The sequence below is a fragment of the Pseudomonas trutticola BRTCR10 genome (assembly GCF_056155105.1).
The window spans coordinates 2,876,599-2,894,379 of the sequence record NZ_CM149552.1 but is presented as its reverse complement, the minus strand read 5'-3'; the positions used below and the strand labels follow the sequence as shown (position 1 = coordinate 2,894,379).

General features: G+C 58.5%; 18 protein-coding genes. 10 read left to right on the top strand and 8 right to left on the bottom strand.

Translation table 11 applies throughout. From position 1 onward, the window contains the following. Positions 1 to 92 precede the first annotated feature (92 nt). Positions 93 to 2,333 carry a putative bifunctional diguanylate cyclase/phosphodiesterase gene (locus ACVVH8_RS12920; protein WP_475230614.1) on the bottom strand — a complete coding sequence of 747 codons (2,241 nt, stop codon included), beginning with the start codon at positions 2,331 to 2,333 and terminating at the stop codon, positions 93 to 95. Beyond that, a complete protein-coding gene (locus ACVVH8_RS12915) occupies positions 2,330 to 2,644 on the bottom strand; it encodes a hypothetical protein (RefSeq protein ID WP_146041290.1) in 315 nt (104 codons plus the stop codon). The genes ACVVH8_RS12920 and ACVVH8_RS12915 overlap by 4 nt, the downstream gene beginning before the upstream one ends. A 740-nt stretch (positions 2,645 to 3,384) precedes the next feature. Here ACVVH8_RS12915 and ACVVH8_RS12910 point away from each other — a divergent pair. The 6 genes from ACVVH8_RS12910 (at position 3,385) to ACVVH8_RS12885 (ending at position 9,787) form a co-directional block, all read left to right on the top strand. Then, positions 3,385 to 3,843 carry a metallophosphoesterase family protein gene (locus tag ACVVH8_RS12910; RefSeq protein ID WP_475230611.1) on the top strand — a complete coding sequence of 153 codons (459 nt, stop codon included), beginning with the start codon at positions 3,385 to 3,387 and terminating at the stop codon, positions 3,841 to 3,843. Positions 3,844 to 3,915: 72 nt separating this feature from the next. Next, complete coding sequence (locus tag ACVVH8_RS12905) at positions 3,916 to 6,300, top strand: DUF3772 domain-containing protein (protein ID WP_475230608.1); 2,385 nt, start codon at positions 3,916 to 3,918, stop codon at positions 6,298 to 6,300. Between the two features lie 78 nt (positions 6,301 to 6,378). Next, a complete protein-coding gene (locus ACVVH8_RS12900; protein WP_315448727.1) occupies positions 6,379 to 6,726 on the top strand; it encodes a hypothetical protein in 348 nt (115 codons plus the stop codon). Beyond that, on the top strand, positions 6,723 to 7,472 hold the full coding sequence (locus ACVVH8_RS12895) for a hypothetical protein (protein ID WP_475230605.1): 750 nt from the start codon (positions 6,723 to 6,725) through the stop codon (positions 7,470 to 7,472). Before ACVVH8_RS12900 ends, ACVVH8_RS12895 begins: the two co-directional genes overlap by 4 nt. Positions 7,473 to 7,637: 165 nt before the next feature. After that, entirely contained in the window at positions 7,638 to 8,819 is a 1,182-nt protein-coding gene (locus tag ACVVH8_RS12890) for an MFS transporter (RefSeq protein ID WP_475230602.1), read from the top strand. Between the two features lie 89 nt (positions 8,820 to 8,908). Next, on the top strand, positions 8,909 to 9,787 hold the full coding sequence (locus ACVVH8_RS12885) for a LysR family transcriptional regulator (protein ID WP_401297260.1): 879 nt from the start codon (positions 8,909 to 8,911) through the stop codon (positions 9,785 to 9,787). A gap of 2 nt (positions 9,788 to 9,789) precedes the next feature. On the opposite strand, the gene ACVVH8_RS12880 is transcribed toward ACVVH8_RS12885, so the two are convergent. From ACVVH8_RS12880 to ACVVH8_RS12860, 5 genes are all read right to left on the bottom strand, one after another. After that, positions 9,790 to 10,554 (bottom strand): ABC transporter permease, encoded by a 765-nt coding sequence (locus tag ACVVH8_RS12880; protein WP_401297262.1) that lies wholly within the window; start codon positions 10,552 to 10,554, stop codon positions 9,790 to 9,792. Continuing rightward, positions 10,554 to 11,753 (bottom strand): ABC transporter substrate-binding protein, encoded by a 1,200-nt coding sequence (locus ACVVH8_RS12875; protein ID WP_475230600.1) that lies wholly within the window; start codon positions 11,751 to 11,753, stop codon positions 10,554 to 10,556. Before ACVVH8_RS12875 ends, ACVVH8_RS12880 begins: the two co-directional genes overlap by 1 nt. Continuing rightward, a complete protein-coding gene (locus ACVVH8_RS12870; protein WP_475230597.1) occupies positions 11,719 to 12,561 on the bottom strand; it encodes an ABC transporter ATP-binding protein in 843 nt (280 codons plus the stop codon). The genes ACVVH8_RS12875 and ACVVH8_RS12870 overlap by 35 nt, the downstream gene beginning before the upstream one ends. Continuing rightward, positions 12,558 to 13,628 carry an acyl-CoA dehydrogenase family protein gene (locus tag ACVVH8_RS12865; RefSeq protein ID WP_475230594.1) on the bottom strand — a complete coding sequence of 357 codons (1,071 nt, stop codon included), beginning with the start codon at positions 13,626 to 13,628 and terminating at the stop codon, positions 12,558 to 12,560. Before ACVVH8_RS12865 ends, ACVVH8_RS12870 begins: the two co-directional genes overlap by 4 nt. A gap of 63 nt (positions 13,629 to 13,691) precedes the next feature. Beyond that, a complete protein-coding gene (locus ACVVH8_RS12860) occupies positions 13,692 to 14,237 on the bottom strand; it encodes a carboxymuconolactone decarboxylase family protein (protein ID WP_475230591.1) in 546 nt (181 codons plus the stop codon). A 103-nt stretch (positions 14,238 to 14,340) separates the two neighbouring features. On the opposite strand from ACVVH8_RS12860, the gene ACVVH8_RS12855 reads away from it, so the two are divergent. The 3 genes from ACVVH8_RS12855 to ACVVH8_RS12845 all read left to right on the top strand — a co-directional run bounded on the left by ACVVH8_RS12855 (position 14,341) and on the right by ACVVH8_RS12845 (position 16,176). Further along, complete coding sequence (locus ACVVH8_RS12855; RefSeq protein WP_475230588.1) at positions 14,341 to 15,252, top strand: AraC family transcriptional regulator; 912 nt, start codon at positions 14,341 to 14,343, stop codon at positions 15,250 to 15,252. 118 nt (positions 15,253 to 15,370) lie between these two features. Then, positions 15,371 to 15,532, top strand: coding sequence for a hypothetical protein (locus ACVVH8_RS12850; protein ID WP_475230585.1), 162 nt, complete (start codon positions 15,371 to 15,373; stop codon positions 15,530 to 15,532). Positions 15,533 to 15,585: 53 nt separating this feature from the next. Next, complete coding sequence (locus ACVVH8_RS12845; RefSeq protein WP_213028778.1) at positions 15,586 to 16,176, top strand: helix-turn-helix domain-containing protein; 591 nt, start codon at positions 15,586 to 15,588, stop codon at positions 16,174 to 16,176. Positions 16,177 to 16,375: 199 nt separating this feature from the next. Here the strand turns inward: ACVVH8_RS12845 and ACVVH8_RS12840 are convergent, their stop codons facing one another. After that, positions 16,376 to 16,885 carry a hypothetical protein gene (locus tag ACVVH8_RS12840; RefSeq protein WP_475230582.1) on the bottom strand — a complete coding sequence of 170 codons (510 nt, stop codon included), beginning with the start codon at positions 16,883 to 16,885 and terminating at the stop codon, positions 16,376 to 16,378. Between the two features lie 391 nt (positions 16,886 to 17,276). On the opposite strand from ACVVH8_RS12840, the gene ACVVH8_RS12835 reads away from it, so the two are divergent. After that, a complete protein-coding gene (locus ACVVH8_RS12835; RefSeq protein WP_475230579.1) occupies positions 17,277 to 17,738 on the top strand; it encodes a DUF3574 domain-containing protein in 462 nt (153 codons plus the stop codon). Positions 17,739 to 17,781: the final 43 nt, after the last annotated feature.

The following is a 17,781-nucleotide window of genomic DNA, read 5'->3' as shown; positions in this document are numbered from 1 at the left end:
GAAGCGCTCAACAGGAACGCTCCAGGACCGAAGTGGCAACTGAAGTGTGGTTCAGGGCAACCGGACTCGTTCGAATCTGAAGATTCGCCTTTTCAAACTTCGGAACAGACAAGATCGGGCGTCAGGGACCGGGACGCGCGAAGGCTTAGGAAAGCTTCGAGGTCAGCATAGGGCATCGGTTTAGCAAAGTAATACCCCTGAAAAACATCGCAGCGACCGCCCTTGAGAAAATCCACTTGAGACTTGGTTTCCACACCTTCGGCGACCACCGTCAGGCTGAGGTGATGGGCCATGGAAATAATGCCTTGGGTGATCGCGGCATCGTGATGGTCGGTAGCGATATCCCGGATGAAAGAACGGTCAATCTTGATTTTGTCGATGGGTAAGCGCTTGAGGTAGCTGAGGCTGGAATAACCGGTGCCGAAATCATCGAGCGCAATGCGTACACCTAGAGCCTTGAGCTGGTGCAACGTGTCGATCGCCTGCTCAACGTTATGCAACAGAAGCGACTCGGTAATCTCCAGTTCCAACTGCCCGGCGCTAAGTTCGTACCTGTTCAGCACTGCCTGTATACACTCGACGAACTGCCCACGCTGGAAATGCATCGGCGAAATATTCACGGCCATCGAGATGCCTGTGATGCCCTGCTCGCCCAGTTGACGCAACTGCGCGCAGGCCGTATCGAGTACCCAAAGGCTCAGCGGGATGATCTGACCACTGTCTTCAGCCACTGTTACAAACACCGCTGGTGAGATAAATCCTTTTACCGGATGCTCCCAGCGCAGCAAGGCTTCGATCCCGACCACCTGCCCCGTGCGTGCGTCTATCTGCGGTTGATAATGCAGCTGGAAGGATTGAGTTTCGATAGCCTTTTGCAAGTCATTGCGCAGGCTCGCGTGCTCGCAAACACGTTGATTGAGCTCGCTGGTGTACCACTGAAAGTTGTTGCGCCCTTGCTGCTTGGCTTTGTACATCGCCATGTCAGCCTGCTGGATCAGTTGCATCGGCTGCTCAATGTGACCATCGCTCAGGGTGATGCCGACACTTGCACTCACATGCAGGTCAATGCCCTGGATGCAGTAGGGTCTGGCAATGCTGGCCATCAAGCGCTCGGCGACTGGCACTGCGTCCTCGTCACGCAGCAGGTCCGGCAGCAGCACAATGAATTCGTCACCGCCCATGCGCACGATGGTGTCACCGGGACGAACTTGCTGGGTCATGCGTTGCGACACTTCGATCAGCACCTGATCGCCGAAGTAATGCCCGATCGAATCGTTGATGGATTTGAATCCATCCAGATCAATGCACATTACCGCCAGACGCCGATTACGCCGACGACTGATGTGGCAATCCCGAACAAGTCGCTCTTCAAGCGAAACACGGTTAAGCAAACCGGTCAGCCGGTCATGGCTGGCATTGAAGCTCAATTCGCGTTCGAAATTTTTCTGTGCGCTGATGTCCCGGGCAATGCCAAATACTCCCACAATCTCTCCGTTGACCATGATGGGCAGGTTGGAGATATCCATGGTCAACAGTTGCTCACTTTCGTCGCGAAGCTGTGCCTCGAAGCGCTGAGGCGATCCGGCACGGGCTGCGCAAAAATGCTGACTGACCCGTTGCAGATCCTCATCGAGTACAAGATGGGAAAAATGATGACCAATGAAATTGACGGCCGTCTGCGGTTTCAGCTTCAGGCCCGCAGGATTGACGCTCTGGACGTTGCCGGCCAGATCGAGGGCGAACACCGGGTTGGGGTTATAGGTGAACAATGAACGAAAACGTTGTTCGCTCTCCTCCAATCGCCGACCGTCACGCTCATGACGGATCGCAATGACTGCCAGTTGCGCGGCAAACACCAGCTGTTGAATCTGCACCTCGTCCGGCGCATGGATACTCTTTTGGTACAGGGCAAATGTCCCCAACACCGTTCCTTCATGGGAGAGCAAAGGGACTGACCAGCAGGAACGCAGGTCATGCCCCAGCGCCAGGCTGCGGAAACGTTCCCAGTTCGGGTCCAGGGCGATGTCTTCGGTGACTACAAGCTCGCGCCGGAAAGCTGCGGTGCCGCAGGTCCCTTCCTGCGGACCAATGGCCATGCCATCTATCGCCTCGCTGTACTCGATCGGCAGGCCGGGTGCCGCGCCGTTGAGCAAGTGTTTGCCCTCGGCATCCGCCAACAGGATAGAGCAGTAGGTTTCGGGAGTCTGTGTGTCGAGCATCTGGCAGATGGCGCAGAGTACATCGCCCAGATGCTGATCGGTCGCAATCATGCCGAGAATGTCACGTTGCGATTGGGGGAAGGTCTTGCTCTGAAAGCTTGGACGAGGATTCATGGTAATTCCTGAAGACTCTCGATTCGTCCGGTCTTCAGAGAGCCAGAAACAGTGGCGGGCCGATCACTGTCCACTTGTGCGTCGGATACACACTCTATAGAGCGTTGCCCCGGTAAAAACAGGCTCAGATCCAACAAAAAAAACAGGATCACATTGTTGCCGTCTGGCTGACTTCGCTTTCTCGACTTTTGGAAATCCGCCCTTTTACGGACGTTCACGACACCGCAGGTGGCCAGATCGAACGCTGCGATTTTCAAGCCTGATTGTTCACCCGTGGCGACGGCGTGGGCGATGCCAAGACGACGCCGCACCCTAGCGATTTCGTCCGTGCCCTACAGACCGCTCTACTGGAGTCCCGTCATACTGCCTATGGCCGAAAGCAGTCATTTGTGGACGGCAGCTATCGGCCAAAAGCGGACATCCATGTGTCTAAAGTTGTCGCAAGGATAAGCGCCGAGTTGCAGCGGCTTGCTAAGCTTTGCCCGATCGTCTACCAAAGTGAAACTCTCGGTCATGATGGTATAAGAGCACCCACGCCTCTGATTCTGGAAATACAACTAGATCATCCGAGGACGGATAGCAGAACTCCGGCCAGAAAGATATGAACACCTCCCATGTTGTGCGCAAGGCTGTCTCTGCATCCCAAGAAAGTGATACCGGCTGCTCTAGATGTGGCTGGAGTTGTTTCAGCCAATTGGAGCAAACCTCCGACGCGGCCTCTTCTGCGTTGGATATTTCAGGACGTAACTCGATGCTCAAGCTGTGATTGCCCAAAAACTTTAGCGCTCGATTGTGCAGCTCCCTCGCCTCCTCAGGCAGCACTACCTGCATCTGCACGAGGATTTCCTCTGGCAACACCGCATACGCTGGGTCGATCCAGCGCCACGCTAGTTTATGATCCTGGATACGCATTAACTGAGCACCTAACTATAGGGTGGTAACACAAGTGAAATTTATCAGCAGTGTGTTCTTGGTTATTAGTTAAGCACTTTCGTTCATAGGCGTCTGCTTCTGGCCGAAAGCAGCCCCATTCCCTGCTAATCTCCCCCTCATGAAAACCGCCATCATCTCCGACACCCACGGCCTCCTCCGCCCCGAAGCCCTTACCTTCCTCCAAGGCGTCGACCTCATCATCCACGCCGGCGACATCGGCAGCGCAGAAATCCTCGACCAACTAGCCGAAATCGCCCCACTCCACGCCGTACGCGGCAACAACGACATCAACCTCCCCTGGGCCGCCGCCCTCCCCGACCACCTCACCTTCAACCTCAACGGCTGGCAAACCCTCCTCACCCACGACATCGCCGACGTCCCCACCGACCTCGACCCCACCATCAAACTCATCATCACCGGCCACTCCCACAAGCCTTTGATCGAATGGCGCGGCAATCGCCTGTACCTCAACCCCGGCAGCGCCGGTCGCCGTCGTTTCAAACTCCCGGTCACGCTGGCCTTGCTCGACGTCACTCCAGACGCCTTGCAACCCGAGCTGATCCACCTGCACCCCTGAAACTTTTCCTCGAACCGTGCCCTGATCACCTACCCTCATAGACTGTGTGATCAATTCGGGTCCGTCCTTTCCATGCGCAACACATTGAACTCGCTGTTTTTTATCGCACTCATCCTGCTCGTTTCGGGCGGCTCTTCACCGTGGGCGGCGGATCTGCCCGCGCCTTCCGAGACCGCAGCCGCGCCGTTGCCGGTGATCAATCAAAGTGACTTGCAGGCCCTGCAACAGCGGCTCGATGGGCTGAAGCAGCAGATTTCGTCGGCGAACAATTACAACCAGCTCGAAGGGCCGCAGGATCGGGTGCAGGCGTTTATTCTGGATGTCGATCGGTTGTCGGCGTCGTTGTTGCCGCAGCAGGCGCAGCTGGCGGTGCAGTTGGGGGTGTTGGGCGCGGCGCCGGATACGGGGGTGGCGTCGGAGCAGGCGGATATCATCGCGCAGCGGGCGTCGCTGGCGGAGCAGAAGAACAAGGTGGATGCGACGCTGAAGAATCTGGCGGCGCTGAAGCAGAGTGCGGCGGATCTGATTACGCAGATTGCGGGGATCCGGCGCACGTTGCTGGAGAGTGAGCTGACGCTGGGCACGGACAGCGTGTTGAGTCCGCACTTCTGGTCGCCGCTGGTCAATCCTCGTGATGACGATCGGCAGCGTTTGCGCTTTTTTGTCGGCCAGGTGGGCGATACGTGGGCCACGGTGTGGGCGCCGGGGCAGCGGTTTTACACGACGGTGCTGGTGTTGCTGGCACTGCTGATCTGGACAGTCGGGCGCAGGCTGGCTGATCGGGGCCTGACGTGGTTGTGTATTCATCGCATGCCGGAGGGGCGTGTGCGGCGCAGTGCGTTGGCGTTTGCTTCGGCGCTGGCGACCATCGTCACCACGGGAATTGCCCTGCAGATCCTGTTTTACGCCTGCACCCGGCACGCGCCTTTGCCGCCGGTGCTGGAGACGTTTTCCGAGGAGTTTGCCAAGGTTGTCTATGCCTGCGTGCTGATCACCGGGCTGAGCCGCGCGCTGTTGTCGACCAGGCATCCGTCGTGGCGGCTGCCAGCGATTGCCGATCCTGTGGCGCTGGCGTTGAAGCCCTACCCGCGCATTCTTTCCGGCACCTTGCTGGTGCTGGTGACGTTGGTGCAGGTCAGCAACGCCACCGGCATGAGCAGCCAGATCGTGATTGCCGGACGTGGCGTGATTGCGATGGTGGTGATGGTCATCGTCGTGACGATGCTGCTGCGCGTGAGCAAAGTGCGCAAAGGCTTGCTTGCCGCCAATGATCCGCAGGCGACGGGCAACACCTTTGCCGGGGTGATCTACACCGCTGTCAGTCTGGCGATGTTTGTCTCGGCCGCAGCCCTGCTCACCGGTTACGTGTCGCTGGCGCGGTTCATCACCTATGAAGTGGTGTGGGCTTATATCGTGCTGTCGGGTTTTTACTTGCTGATCCAGGTCATCAAGGACGGCTGCGAGTACGTGTTTTCGCCCAAGCATTCAAGCGGCAAGGCGCTCAAGCAGTTGCTGGGCATTGGCGATCGACGGCTGGATCAGATTTCGATTCTGCTCTCCGGGGTCAGCCGCGCCGGGCTGTTACTGCTAGCAGTCATCGCGCTGTTTGTTGGCGGCATCGGCACGACGCTGGGGCAGTTGTTCCACAACATCATGGCGATCCTCGGTGGTGCTGGATTGCGCAAGTTGAACATCGTGCCCGGGCATTTGCTCAACGCGGTTTTGGCGCTGTTGATCGGCATCTACCTGATCCGTGCCTTGAGCCGTTGGCTGGACAACGAGTTCCTGCCCAAGACCGATATGGACCCGGGCATGTGCGCGTCGTTGAGCACGCTGTTTTCCAATATCGGTTATGCGCTGGTGATCCTGCTGACACTGTCGTCGCTGGGGGTGCAGTGGACCAATCTGGCGTGGATCGTCAGTGCGCTGTCGGTGGGTATCGGCTTCGGTTTGCAGGAGATCGTGAAGAACTTTGTTTCGGGTCTGATTCTGCTGACCGAGCGCCCGGTGAAGGTCGGGGATCTGATCAGCATCAGTGGCGTTGAGGGCGATATTCGCCGGATCAATGTGCGCGCCACGGAGATTCAGTTGAGCGACCGTTCGATTGTAATCGTGCCCAATTCGCAACTGATCTCGCAGAACCTGCGCAACGTTACCCTGGGTGGCAGTGCTCAGGGTGTGGCGTCGCTGGAGCTGATGTTTCCGCTGGATATCGATCCCGAGCAAGTCAAGGAACTGCTGCTGAGCACTTACCGGGAGAACGAAAGCATCCTCGACAAACCGGCGGCGTTCGTGCGTTTCAGCAAGTTGTCGCCGGAGGGCATTACGCTGACCATCACGGGGTATGTGGGCAGCCCGAGGATTGTCGGGGTGACCAAGAGTGATTTGTTGTTCGAGATTCTCAAACGGCTGGGGGCGGCGGGGATTGAGTTGGCGAAGCCCGCATCAACGACATAGCCCCCCCTACCCTCAAAAATTAAAGTTTCCTCTATTCCAGTCGTTAGCACCTCTGGCTTGAATAAGGAAAGCATGGAAATGAAAAATATTGATGGATGGGCACCTTACCTTTACGACCCGCTTACGCTCGTCGCATTCATAGTGGCGGTCGGCGGAGCGGTTTTGCTTGGTGTGCTCAAGTGGACGGGCGTCGACAAAAAAATCATATTGGCCGCTACCGTGCTGTATGGTCTCGGCTTTGTTTCAGCGCTGATACTTGCACTTTCAAAAGGACTAAATAGTCCAAACCCGACGCCGGCACCTGTTTCAACTCCCGTAAAAACCCAACCCCAAGCAGTGCAACCCGAGGCACCACCCTCAATTAACATTCAAATTGCACGGGGCTCACATAACGTAATCACTAACGGATCGGAAAAAAGCAAGTGAAAAAGCTGACACTGCTCTCTCTACTTACCTTAATTCTATCCTCCGCTGCTTCAGGTACAGAACAACGGCCCACTTTGAATTATCAATATGTTAGTGGTGACTGTAACTTGGTATTCAACTCTCAAACTGGTGAGGCGCCCCCCGTTCCAACTCAGAATAATTGCCCGGGGCTTAGCTCAAGCAAAAGCGTTGCCGATTCTCTTAGGAAAATCGAAAGATTTATCGAGGCGTCCAACCCAACCGAGGTCACACTATCGGATGCCGGTCTGATTCACTGGGCGGGAGACCAAGAGGAGTTTCTGACGCTATCGCTCTTCAACTCGAGTGGTTTGCCTGCGGAAAATGTCAAAGTACGGATGCTTGACGTGGTCAGGCCAAACGAAAAAAACTCCAGACCTTTGTCCTTTTATCCGAGTAAGGCTTTTCCAAAATCTTTAATAAAAAATCTGTCGATCGCTAGAAATCGGACAACTCAAATCGCTGTCGCATCGGCGACAGAAATAGAGAGCGTGTCGATTCACAGGGTGCCTTCGGGATACAGGTTTATTGGTGCGGGAATATCACCAAATCAGTCTGACACGATAAAAAAAGAATTCAGACAGAAAACTGGCCTTCCGAATATCGATCACGTTGAAGTGCAGATTATCGGTTTAGGCGTGGAGCTAAGTTACAAGAATATTTTTGGCGCAAAAAATACCACGCTGACCGCCATTTATCTTTACTACGGCAAGTTACCTCACGCTTAAGCCTTTTATATATCTGACACATACGGGAGATCAATGCTTCTCCCGTTTGGCCTTACAACGAACTACTCATATTTTATTTTATACCTGATAGATAAATCGCTGATTTCATTTATACCTCTACCCTCTCTAGCCTCTCGCCATCTTCCCCTTCCGAGAGAGGCCCACATGCCCTTTGTCATTTACATCTTCACCCTTAGCGCTTTCGCCCTGGGTCTGGCCGAATTCGTGCCGATCGGTCTGACGGACGTCATGGCCCGCAGCCTTGGCGTCGACGTCGAAGCCACCGGTGCGACCATCACCGCATATGCCTTGGGCGCCACGCTGTCCGCGCCGCTGTTCAGTGCATTGACCGCCCGTTGGTCACGCAAGAACGTGATGCTCGCCACCGCGCTGGTGTTCAGCGTCGGTAGCTTGGCGGCGGCGTTTTCGACGACGTTGACGCTGATGCTGGTCGCACGGTTTATCGCTGGCATGGGCCATGGCTTGTTTCTGGCCGTGGCTTCGAGTACGGCGGCGCGGTTGGCCGGTCCCGGTCGGGCCGGCAGTGCGGTTGCGGTGGTGTTCGGTGGTTTTACCTTGGCCATGGCGATTGGTGTGCCGATCAGCACCTATCTCGGCGGTGTGATGTCGTGGCGTCTGGTGTTGGCGGCGATTGCGGTGTTCGGTGCGATTGGCTTCTTCGGTTTGCTCTTCGGCATGCGTGATCCGTTGCCGACGGCTGCCGACAGCGGCTCGGCGTTGCACAGTCTCAAGGCGTTGTTCAACGGCAAGTTGTTGGCCGGCGCACTGGTGACGGTGCTGGGTTATGCCGGCTCCTTTGTGGCCTACACCTACATCGCCCCGGTGCTCACCGAGGTCACTGGCACCACCGCCGCCACGGTCGGCGTGTTCATGTTGTTGTACGGCGTGATGGCGGCAATCGGCAATGTGTTGGGCGGTAAATTGACGGATGCCTGGGGTGTCGACCGCGCCAGTGCTGCGTTGATCGTCGGCATCGTGCTGGTGACGGCGGGCATGTGGGCGTTCTCAGGTTCAGCGTTGATGATGGGTGTGCTGGTCGCCCTGCTGGGTATGTTCAGCTTCGCTGCGGTGCCGGCGTTACAGGCGCGCTTGATCGGCGTTGCCGAGCGTCATGCGCCACATGCTCATGGGGTCGCGGCGGGGTTGAACATTGCCGGATTCAATTCCGGGATCGCGCTGGGCTCAGTACTGGGCGCCGTCACGATCAGTCAGATTGGTCTGAGCTTCGTCGGGCTCACCGGTGCAGCGGTTTCGGCGCTGGGCCTGTTGCTGGTGCTGAGTCAGATGTCGGCCACATCAAACTATCGGGCGGCTGAGAACCTGTAGGCCTTCGATAGGCGGAACGCCGTAATGGCGTTCCGTTCCGGCAGGCACAGTGGTAAAAGCAACCGTCATCCTTTGGGCGCCAAAGCACCATGAGCCACCTCACCCACTTGCGAACCTTCCTCGAAGCCTACCGCGCCAAGTCGTTTTCCAGGGCAGCGGAACACCTGGGCATCACCCAACCGGCAGCATCAATGCACATCCAAGCGGTGGAAGCGCTGGTCGGCAAACCGCTGTTCCAGCGCTTGCCACGTGGTGTCGAGCCGACTGAAGCCGGGGATGAACTGGCGCGCTCGGTGGCGCCGTTTCTCGACGGACTGGAAAGCAAGATTGCCTCGCTGCGCCCGGGCCTGATGAAGGGCGGCACAGTGCACCTGGTCGGCCCTTCGGACTTCATCCACGCGCAAGTCGCCGCTCGCCTCGCGCCGTTGATGAACGAAGGCTTCACCCTGCGCTTTCACACGGGCGCTAAAAAACGCATTTATGAAATGCTCGATTCGAAGCAAATCGACTTCGCGATCACCGCGTCCATGCCCGACGAACACTCCCATGGCTACGCGCATCTGCTCACCGAACGCATGTTGCTGGTGTACGCGCCGAGTCTGCTGGAACGCCTCGGGCAACAGCCGACCGCAGAGCAACTCAAGCAAGTGCCGCTGATTGCTTTTGACGAGGATCTGGCGCTAGTACGGCCGTTGTGGACGACAATGTTTCAGGTCGCGCCGCAACTGCAAGCCGCGTTGACCATCCCCGATCTGCGGATCATCAAGGACCTGCTGCTCGGCGGTCACGGCTGGAGTGTCCTGCCGGATTACCAGTGCGCCGACGCCATCGCTGACGGTCGGCTGATATCGCCGACGTTGCCCAACGAAGCGCCGGTCAACGCGCTGTATCTGGTGTGGCGCAAAAGCGTGATCAAGAGCCCGAGCCTGTTATACGTGCGCGATTTCCTGCTCAACGCCTTCCACTGACCTCAGGCCGGCGCCCAGCGCCGATGCAGCCAGCGCGCTAACGCATCAAGGGCAAAACCCAGCACACCGATCAGCAGCACCATCGCCATCAACTCCGAGTACGCCAGGCGATCACGCGTATCGAGAATGAAATAGCCCAGCCCCGCGCTGACCCCGAGCATTTCGCACGGCACCAGGACGATCCACAGGATGCCGATAGACAGCCGCACGCCGGTCAGCACATGGCCGAGCACACCGGGCAGAATCACTTTGCGCAGCGTTTCCCAGCGCGTGGCGCTGAGGCTGCGGCTCAATTGCAGCCAGCGCGGATCGAGTTGGCGCACGCCGGCGACGGTGTTAAGCAGGATCGGCCACACCGCGGCGAAGGTCAGCAGAAAGTAGATCGGCTGATCACCGACGCCCATCAGCATCACCACCACCGGCATCCACGACAGCGGCGAAATCATCCGCAGAAACTGAAACGCTGGCGTGGTCGCTGCTTCCAGATGGCGGTAACTGCCGATCATCAGGCCCAACGGCACGCCGATCAGCAACGCCAGTAGCAGGCCGACCAGAATCCGTTTCAGACTGACCAGCACGTGCTCGTACAGCTCCGGACGCAGCAGCAGTTCGCCGAGGCTTGCGAGCGTTGCTTCGGGCGAAAAGCGCTGCGCCAGACTGTCGCTGCCGCCGAACACGTGTACGCCCAGCCACCACAGCAGCAACAGGCACAACAGCCCGGCCACGCCCAAAACACCGTGGAGTGTCGATGAGGTTTGCGTGCGCATCAGAGGCCAAACTCCTCGCTGCGTTCAAAGCTGTCCGGCAGGCCGAAGGTCTGCATGCCGCCGACAGCGGCAATGGCATTGCGCACGAAGCGGTCGTCGACCAGATCGCGCGCGGTGTGCTGCGGTTCGAGGTTGGCGAGGAAGCCCTTGTCGCCTTCGATCAGGGTGTCCTTGAGGCGTTTGACCAGTTCTTCGGTGTAGCTGGGGAACGGATACGGCTGAAAGTCGATGCGCTGCTCGTCCCAATGGCTGTGCTGGATCGCGCCGCTGGCCAGGTATTGTTCGCGGTCGCTGACGGCGGGCGACAGCACCCGGTCAAGCACCGGTTGCGCGTGCGGCGTGTAGCGGTTGCTGCCGTCCTTGGACAGCAGTTTGGCGGCCTCGGCGCGGTTGTCGCGGGTCCACACCTGCGCCTTGACGATGGCGTTGACGACTTTTTGCGACCACTCGGGGCGGTTGTTCAGATCCTGCTCGTGCATGAACACCACGCAGCAGGCGTGGTTGCGCCAGACGTCGCCGGTAAAGCGTTGCACGCGGCCGACCTTGAGGTCTTCGGCCAAGGCGTTGAAGGGCTCGGCGACGATGTAACCGGCAATGCGTTTGGTCGCCAGCGCGGGCGGCATGTCCGACGGTGGCAACACCAGCAGATTGACTTCGTTTGGCGCCAGCGCAGCATTGGCGGACTTGCTCACCGGCACGAGTCCGTTGTCGCGAAACAGCTGCTGCACCACCACGTTATGAATCGAATACCAGAACGGAATCGCCACCGATTGCCCGCCCAATTGCTTGACCTCGGTGATGCCCGGCGCCACGGTCAGGCCGGAACCGCCGACGTGGTTCCAGGCGACAACCTTGGCCGGGACTTTGCTTCCGTAACGCGCCCACACGGTCATCGGCGACAGCAAGTGAATCACGTTGACCTGCCCGGAAATGAACGCCTCGATCACCTGTGCCCAACTGCGCAGGAGCACCGGGCGCTCGGCCTGAATGCCCTCGGCCTCGAACAGACCATTGTTGTGCGCGACCAGTAACGGCGTGGCGTCGGTGATCGGCAAATAACCGATGCGCACCGGGGCATTTGGCTCGGACGCGGCGCGAGCGTTCAGGCTGTTGAGCAGCGGCAACGCGCCGCCAGCGGTCAGCAGCGCGCTGAGTTTGAGGAAGTCACGACGTGTGTGAGTGAAGTCGTCCAGGCACATGGTCAATCTCCGACGTTGCGGGCAAAGGATGGGTGTGAGGATTGCGGCTCGCCCGCCGAAGGGTTTTGAGGATGTCGATGCGCAGCGCGCCCAGTTCGTCAACCAGCTCGGCGCGGGGCTGAGGCAGGTCGATGCGCCACTCGCCGAGGATGTGCGCCGGGCTGTCACCCAGTAGCAGAATCCGCTCGGAGAGCAGCAGGGCTTCGTCGATGTCGTGGGTGATCAACACTGCAGCGGTTTGATGGTCAGCGATCAATTGCAGCAGCAGTTGTTGCATGTCGGCACGGGTGATTTCGTCGAGCGCACCGAAGGGTTCGTCGAGCAACAGCACTTGCGGCTGACGCGCCAGACAACGGGCCAGCGCGGTGCGCTGGGCCATGCCGCCGGAGAGTTGCGCGGGATGTTGCTGACGAGCGTGTTCGAGGCCGACGGCGGCAATCGCATGATCGATGCGCGCCTTGCGTTGCTCCGCGCTCAAGTGCGGTTGGCGGGCGAAGTCGAGGCCGAACGCGACGTTCTTTTCCAGCGTCAGCCACGGCAACAGGCTCGGGTCCTGGAACGCCACCGCAACGCGCGGATGCGCACCGGTCAAGGGTTCGCCGAGCAGGCTCACGCGGCCCTGCTGCGGTTGTTGCAAACCGGCCAGTACGCGCAACAGGCTGGATTTGCCGACGCCGCTCGGGCCGAGAATGGTCACCACTTCACCGGGCTGCAATTGCAGGTCGAAGTGTTCCAGCACGGTGTGCCAGCCCTGCTCCCGTGGGTAGCCGAGGCTGATGCCTTGCGCGTGCAGCAGCGGCGCACTCATGCCGCCGCTTCCCGTTTTTGTCGCTGCAGTTCGGCGCGCAATTGCACCAGACTCGGCGTGACAATCGGCACGAATGCCGACTCGCGCCAGCGCCGGGCAAAACCACTGCCGTGTTCGGTGAGATAGGCCTTGCCACCGCTGGCCTGCAATTCCAGTTGCACGGCATGGGCGGCGGCTTCGGCCAGGGCGATACGGATCTGGAACAAGGCTGCCGGTTGCGTCAGGAAACGCCCGTCGTGCAGGCCTTTTTTCAGCTCATCGACGCTGTGCGCCAACTGCTCGCGTTGCTCCTGCAACGGTTCCAGCAAGATCGAGCGGCCGTCCTGCAAATGCCCTTCGACTTCCGCCAGCGCACGTCGCGCCAGACCGATGGCCATACCGCATTGCAAACCGAGAAAGGCTGGCCGCACCGCCGGCAGAAACTTGCGCGCATCGTCATGCAGCAGCCATTCACGAGCGACCGCCACTCGGGAAAATTCGATCGCGGCGGTGTTGCTTGATTGCAGGCCCATCAGTTGCAGATCGGCAGAACGTTGCACGCCGGCCGCACCATCGGGGATCGCCAGCACGAACGGCGAACCGCCCTCCCCGTGCTCGATGGCGGCGGCCACGACAAAACCGCTTTTGCGCAGATTGGTCACCCAGTGCAGGCGCCCGTGCAATGTCCAGCCGTCAGACTCGGTGGCGGCGCGCACTTGCAGCGCTTCGATGCCGGAGAGGAATTTCATCGCGTTGGACAAACCCGTGGCACCGGCCAGTTCACCGCTGAGCAGCGACGGCAGGAGTTTTTCTCTCAACGTGGCATTAGGACTTTGCAGCAGGTACTCGATAAAGGCGCGCTGGCCCCAGAACACAAACGCAGCCGCCAGCGAATGACTGGCAACGGCGGCCAGCACTTCCACGGCGTCGGCCACATGGCCGCCACTGCCCCCCAACTCGGGGCTGATACCGACGCGCAATACCTCGGCCTGCGCCAGTTGCGTGAGCACGTGTTGCGGGTCACCGTCGCCTGCATCCAATGCCTGGGCGTTGTTGTCCAGCCATTGCATCAATGCCGGATTGAGCATGTCGTTTCTCCTTTTACGCAGCAGCCTCAACCATAGACGACGCTGCCTGAATCGATGGGCCGATTACGCCCGATACGCCGCCAGCTCAGGGTTGAGCGGCGTATTGGCGAACACGTTGGCGAAGTTGCACAGGGTCGCCAGACTCACGCCAAGAATCACTTCCAGCGCGTTGCCTTCGGTGTAACCCGCAGCCTTGAAAGCGATATAGGTCTGGTCGCTGACCTTGCCGCGAGTCGCAATGACCTCGCGGGCAAACGCCGCCAGGGTTTCGAGTTTTTCCACCGGCACGGTGGCTTTCTCGCGCAGTGCACTGACCACTTCCGCCGGCAGTTTTGCCTTATTCAGCGCGACGGCGGTATGACCTGCGACACAGAAATCGCAACCGTGATGGGTCGCAGCAATCAGTTGCACCACTTCGCGCTCGGCGAGACTGAGTTCGGCTTTGCCATTGAGCGCCGATACCGTAACGTACGTCTCCAGCGCGGCCGGGGCGTTGGCCAGCACCGCCAGCAGATTGGGGATGAATCCAGAGTTCTTCTGCGCGTTTTCGAGGAATGGCCGGGCTGCTTCGGGTGCGCTTTGCAGGGTATGTAAAGTGACGCGGGACATGGTGAGGACTCCTGCTGATGAGTGTCCGGCCAGTCTGTTGGTTATAAAAATTCCGATCCATATTCAAAAGTAGCGATTACTTGCTCCTGAGTGTTTCCATTAGATGATTTCGTCCAGCCCACTGGTTGATTGGTTATTAGAAAGCCTTGAACTCGAAGCGAGTCTGTTTCACGTCGGCCGCTATTGCGGTGGCTGGCATGCCAGCACTCATGGCCTGGCGCGGGCCAGCTTTCATCTGGTCGTGCAGGGGCATTGCTGGTTGCATATCGACGGGCATGAACCGGCGCTGCGGCTGAATGCCGGGGATGCAGTGTTCCTGTTGCGCGATCTCGATTATCGCCTGTCCAGCGCTGAAGACTCGCGGCTGGCGCAGACGCTGCCGCGCATGGCGATGACCGCGCTGGATCGTGCGGCCGAGGATGGTGTGGGCCTGGTCTGCGGCTTCTTTCATTTCAAGTCCGGGTTGTCGTCGCTGATCATTGAGGGTTTGCCGGACTGGATCATTCTGCGCGCCGGGGATCCTTCCTCCAGCGCGGCCCGAGCCTTGTTCGAATTGATTCTGGAGGAATGCGAACGCTTGCCGGTGCCCTCCTCGACGCTGCTTGAACGCTTGAGCCATCTGCTGTTTCTTTATGTCCTGCGCCAGCAGATGGCTGACAACCAGCACCTCGGCGGATTGGTCGCACTGGCGCGTAACCCGCAATTCGCACCGCTGCTCGATCAACTGATCGAGCAGCCGCAGTTGCCGTGGTCGCTGGAAAGCATGGCGGCGTGCATCGGCATTTCGCGCTCGGCGTTCTTCAAACGCTTCAATGAACTGGCCGGGCAGTCGCCGGGGCAAGTGTTGCTGGCCCTGCGCATGCGCCACGCTTGCCAGTTATTGCGAGCCAATCACACGGTCGAGCAGGTGTGTGCTGCGGTCGGCTATCAATCGATTGCGGCGTTTACCCGGGCATTTGCCAAGTCGGTGGGCGTGCAACCGGGGGCTTATCGCAAGCAGCATGAGGGGGCCTGACGGGCTGCCTTCACAAAGAACCAAAACGAATTAACAAATACAAAATCAGTATTTATCGTTATAAAAATATTGGCGTACGCTCACTTTCATCCCGTCATTGATCACAGTGAAGTGCGCCATGAATCCAACTGCCAACCTGATCGACTTCGCCGCTTACCGTAAACGCCGCCAGGCCCAGAAGCTTGCGCGGGCGATGTGGGAAATGTATGCGCGCAATGCCGGTTATCAGGCGTTTCAGTGGGTGCAGGGTGCGCATTCCAACGAGCCGCGCCAAGCGTGAACGCCCGTGACCCCTCGCGCTTTCTGGCGAGCGCGGATGAGCCTGTGCTGGACCTGAACAACCTCGAATCACTGGAAGAAGACCCGATCTGCGAACGGGTCGCACAGAATCTGCAGCGTCTGCGCAGCAAGCGTCATTTGTCGCTGGATGGTCTGGCGCGCCAGTGCGGTGTGAGCCGGGCGATGTTGGCGCAGATCGAGTCCGGGCGCAGCGTGCCCTCAATCAAGGTGCTGTGCAAAATCGCCAAGGGTTTGAAGGTGTCGGTGGCCGCGTTTCTCGAGCACCGAGCGTTTGAAGGTGTGGCAGTGTTGTCGGCGAGCCAGAGCAAACGGCTGGTCAGTGCCAGCGGTGCGTTTGTCAGTCGGGCCTTGTTTCCGTTCGACGTGGCGCGTCAGTCCGAGTTTTACGAATTGCGCCTGAGCCCGCTGGGTGAAGACCAATCCGAGGGCCACGGCCCGGGTGTGCAGGAAAACCTGGTGGTGGCTCAAGGCGTGCTGGAGATCAGCGTCAACGACGAGCGCTACCTGCTCTCGACTGGCGACTCGATCCTGTTCTACGCCGACCAGCCCCACCGCTACCGCAACCCGGCCGACAGCGAAGCCGTCGCCTACCTGGTCGTCACCTACCCCGAACGCCTCGACTGATCCTTACCTCTCTTTGCTTTAACACAATCCCCTGTGGGAGCTGGCTTGCCAGCGATGACGTCGGCACATCCAGCATTTAAATCGACTGATCCACCGCTATCGCTGGCAAGCCAGCTCCCACAGAGGTTTGCAGTGGTCTATGGAATGCAAAAGCCCCCAGGCCTTGAGGCCTCGGGGGCTTTTTTTGTGCTGCCCGGGATCAGCAGGTGCAGCACATCATCGGCATGCCGTTGCAGCTCATCATCATTGGCATGCTGCAGTCGTTCATCATTTTCATCATCAGGGTGCAGCAGTTCTTCATCATGTCCATGTTCATGCCCGCCATCGGCATGATCTTGCACATCATGCAGTCGGCCATCATGGTGCATTCCATCACGCACTTCATCGATGGCATCGGCATGCCCATCATCGGCATTGGCATCATCATGTTCATCATCGGCATGGCCATGGCCGCCTGGGACATGCACATCATGGTCATGTTGCCGCAGTGCATCATCATCGGCATGCCGCAGTTCATCATCATCTGCATCATTTCGCCGCTGTTCTTGAACATGGCCATGTCCATGCCAGCGGCCGGCATCATTTTGCACATCATGCCGTCGTCCATCATTTCGCAGGTCATGGTCGCCATCATCATCGGCATGCCCATCATCGGCATCATTGGCATGTTGGCGTTCATCGGCATTTGCATCTGCATGGCGTTCATCATGGTGAAGCTCCCTGAGGATTTAAGAACTGGATGAGAAGTTGATGGGGGCCGATTCTAAGGACTGACGATTCCTGAACAAGATGCCCATCAAACAGCAAAAACGGCTGTTCAAACGGCTCAAGCGCAGCGTTCCATGCGTCTTGAGGCGCTGGAACAGCAGAGTAGGCGTGATAACAGAAATATCAAATGCACGCGCTTCGCTTTACAAGCTATGGATATTCGAAGCAGCACTATTTAAATAACCGAAAGAAATTATTGATCTAACCACTTCGTATTAATTTCAACGCGTCGCATATTCCATTAATAGCGTCCCACGCGACTTTTTAATCTTTTATCGCTATTAACCTGCCGTCTTATAATTGCCGACTACTGTCAACAATAAGGAAGTTCCATGCCTAAACGTCTTTTACTGGCGACACTGTTTATGGCAGTCGCAGGGTGTGCCAGCCCTCCTCTGGTTTCCGTGCATACCAAAGATCCTGCCAGCTCGACCTTGCAGGGGGACGCGACGCGCCCGGCGCAGGCGCAATGGACGCGGACCGAGTTGTACTTTTCGGTGGGCTCGCTGGATGGCAAGGACGGTGCGGTCAGCCCGGCGCGCTGGCGCGAGTTTCTGGATAAGGAAGTGACGCCGAGGTTTCCCGACGGATTCACGGTGTTCGATGCGTATGGGCAGTGGAAGGATCACGGGGCGAAAGAGCCTGAGCGGCTGAGCACCAAGGTGATTGTGGTGTTGCATGAAAACAGTGCGAAGAATGAGGGGAGTATTGAGGCGATTCGCCTGGCGTATAAGCGAATTACCGGGGATCTTTCTGTGTTGCGGCTTTCGCAGCTGGCGGCGGTGTCTTTTTAAGCGCCGTTTTTTAAGAGCCCCTCACCCTAGCCCTCTCCCGCAG

Excerpts from the sequence above, each read along its gene's own strand:
- ACVVH8_RS12880 (WP_401297262.1), bottom strand. The coding sequence starts at position 10,554 with ATGCGCACGCAAACCTCATCGACACTCCACGGTGTTTTGGGCGTGGCC.
- ACVVH8_RS12890 (WP_475230602.1), top strand. The coding sequence starts at position 7,638 with ATGCCCTTTGTCATTTACATCTTCACCCTTAGCGCTTTCGCCCTGGGT.
- ACVVH8_RS12870 (WP_475230597.1), bottom strand. The coding sequence starts at position 12,561 with ATGAGTGCGCCGCTGCTGCACGCGCAAGGCATCAGCCTCGGCTACCCA.
- ACVVH8_RS12865 (WP_475230594.1), bottom strand. The coding sequence starts at position 13,628 with ATGCTCAATCCGGCATTGATGCAATGGCTGGACAACAACGCCCAGGCA.
- ACVVH8_RS12850 (WP_475230585.1), top strand. The coding sequence starts at position 15,371 with ATGAATCCAACTGCCAACCTGATCGACTTCGCCGCTTACCGTAAACGC.
- ACVVH8_RS12905 (WP_475230608.1), top strand. The coding sequence starts at position 3,916 with ATGCGCAACACATTGAACTCGCTGTTTTTTATCGCACTCATCCTGCTC.
- ACVVH8_RS12855 (WP_475230588.1), top strand. The coding sequence starts at position 14,341 with ATGATTTCGTCCAGCCCACTGGTTGATTGGTTATTAGAAAGCCTTGAA.
- ACVVH8_RS12860 (WP_475230591.1), bottom strand. The coding sequence starts at position 14,237 with ATGTCCCGCGTCACTTTACATACCCTGCAAAGCGCACCCGAAGCAGCC.
- ACVVH8_RS12840 (WP_475230582.1), bottom strand. The coding sequence starts at position 16,885 with ATGATGAACGCCATGCAGATGCAAATGCCGATGAACGCCAACATGCCA.
- ACVVH8_RS12910 (WP_475230611.1), top strand. The coding sequence starts at position 3,385 with ATGAAAACCGCCATCATCTCCGACACCCACGGCCTCCTCCGCCCCGAA.
- ACVVH8_RS12920 (WP_475230614.1), bottom strand. The coding sequence starts at position 2,333 with ATGAATCCTCGTCCAAGCTTTCAGAGCAAGACCTTCCCCCAATCGCAA.
- ACVVH8_RS12900 (WP_315448727.1), top strand. The coding sequence starts at position 6,379 with ATGAAAAATATTGATGGATGGGCACCTTACCTTTACGACCCGCTTACG.
- ACVVH8_RS12885 (WP_401297260.1), top strand. The coding sequence starts at position 8,909 with ATGAGCCACCTCACCCACTTGCGAACCTTCCTCGAAGCCTACCGCGCC.
- ACVVH8_RS12835 (WP_475230579.1), top strand. The coding sequence starts at position 17,277 with ATGCCTAAACGTCTTTTACTGGCGACACTGTTTATGGCAGTCGCAGGG.
- ACVVH8_RS12875 (WP_475230600.1), bottom strand. The coding sequence starts at position 11,753 with ATGTGCCTGGACGACTTCACTCACACACGTCGTGACTTCCTCAAACTC.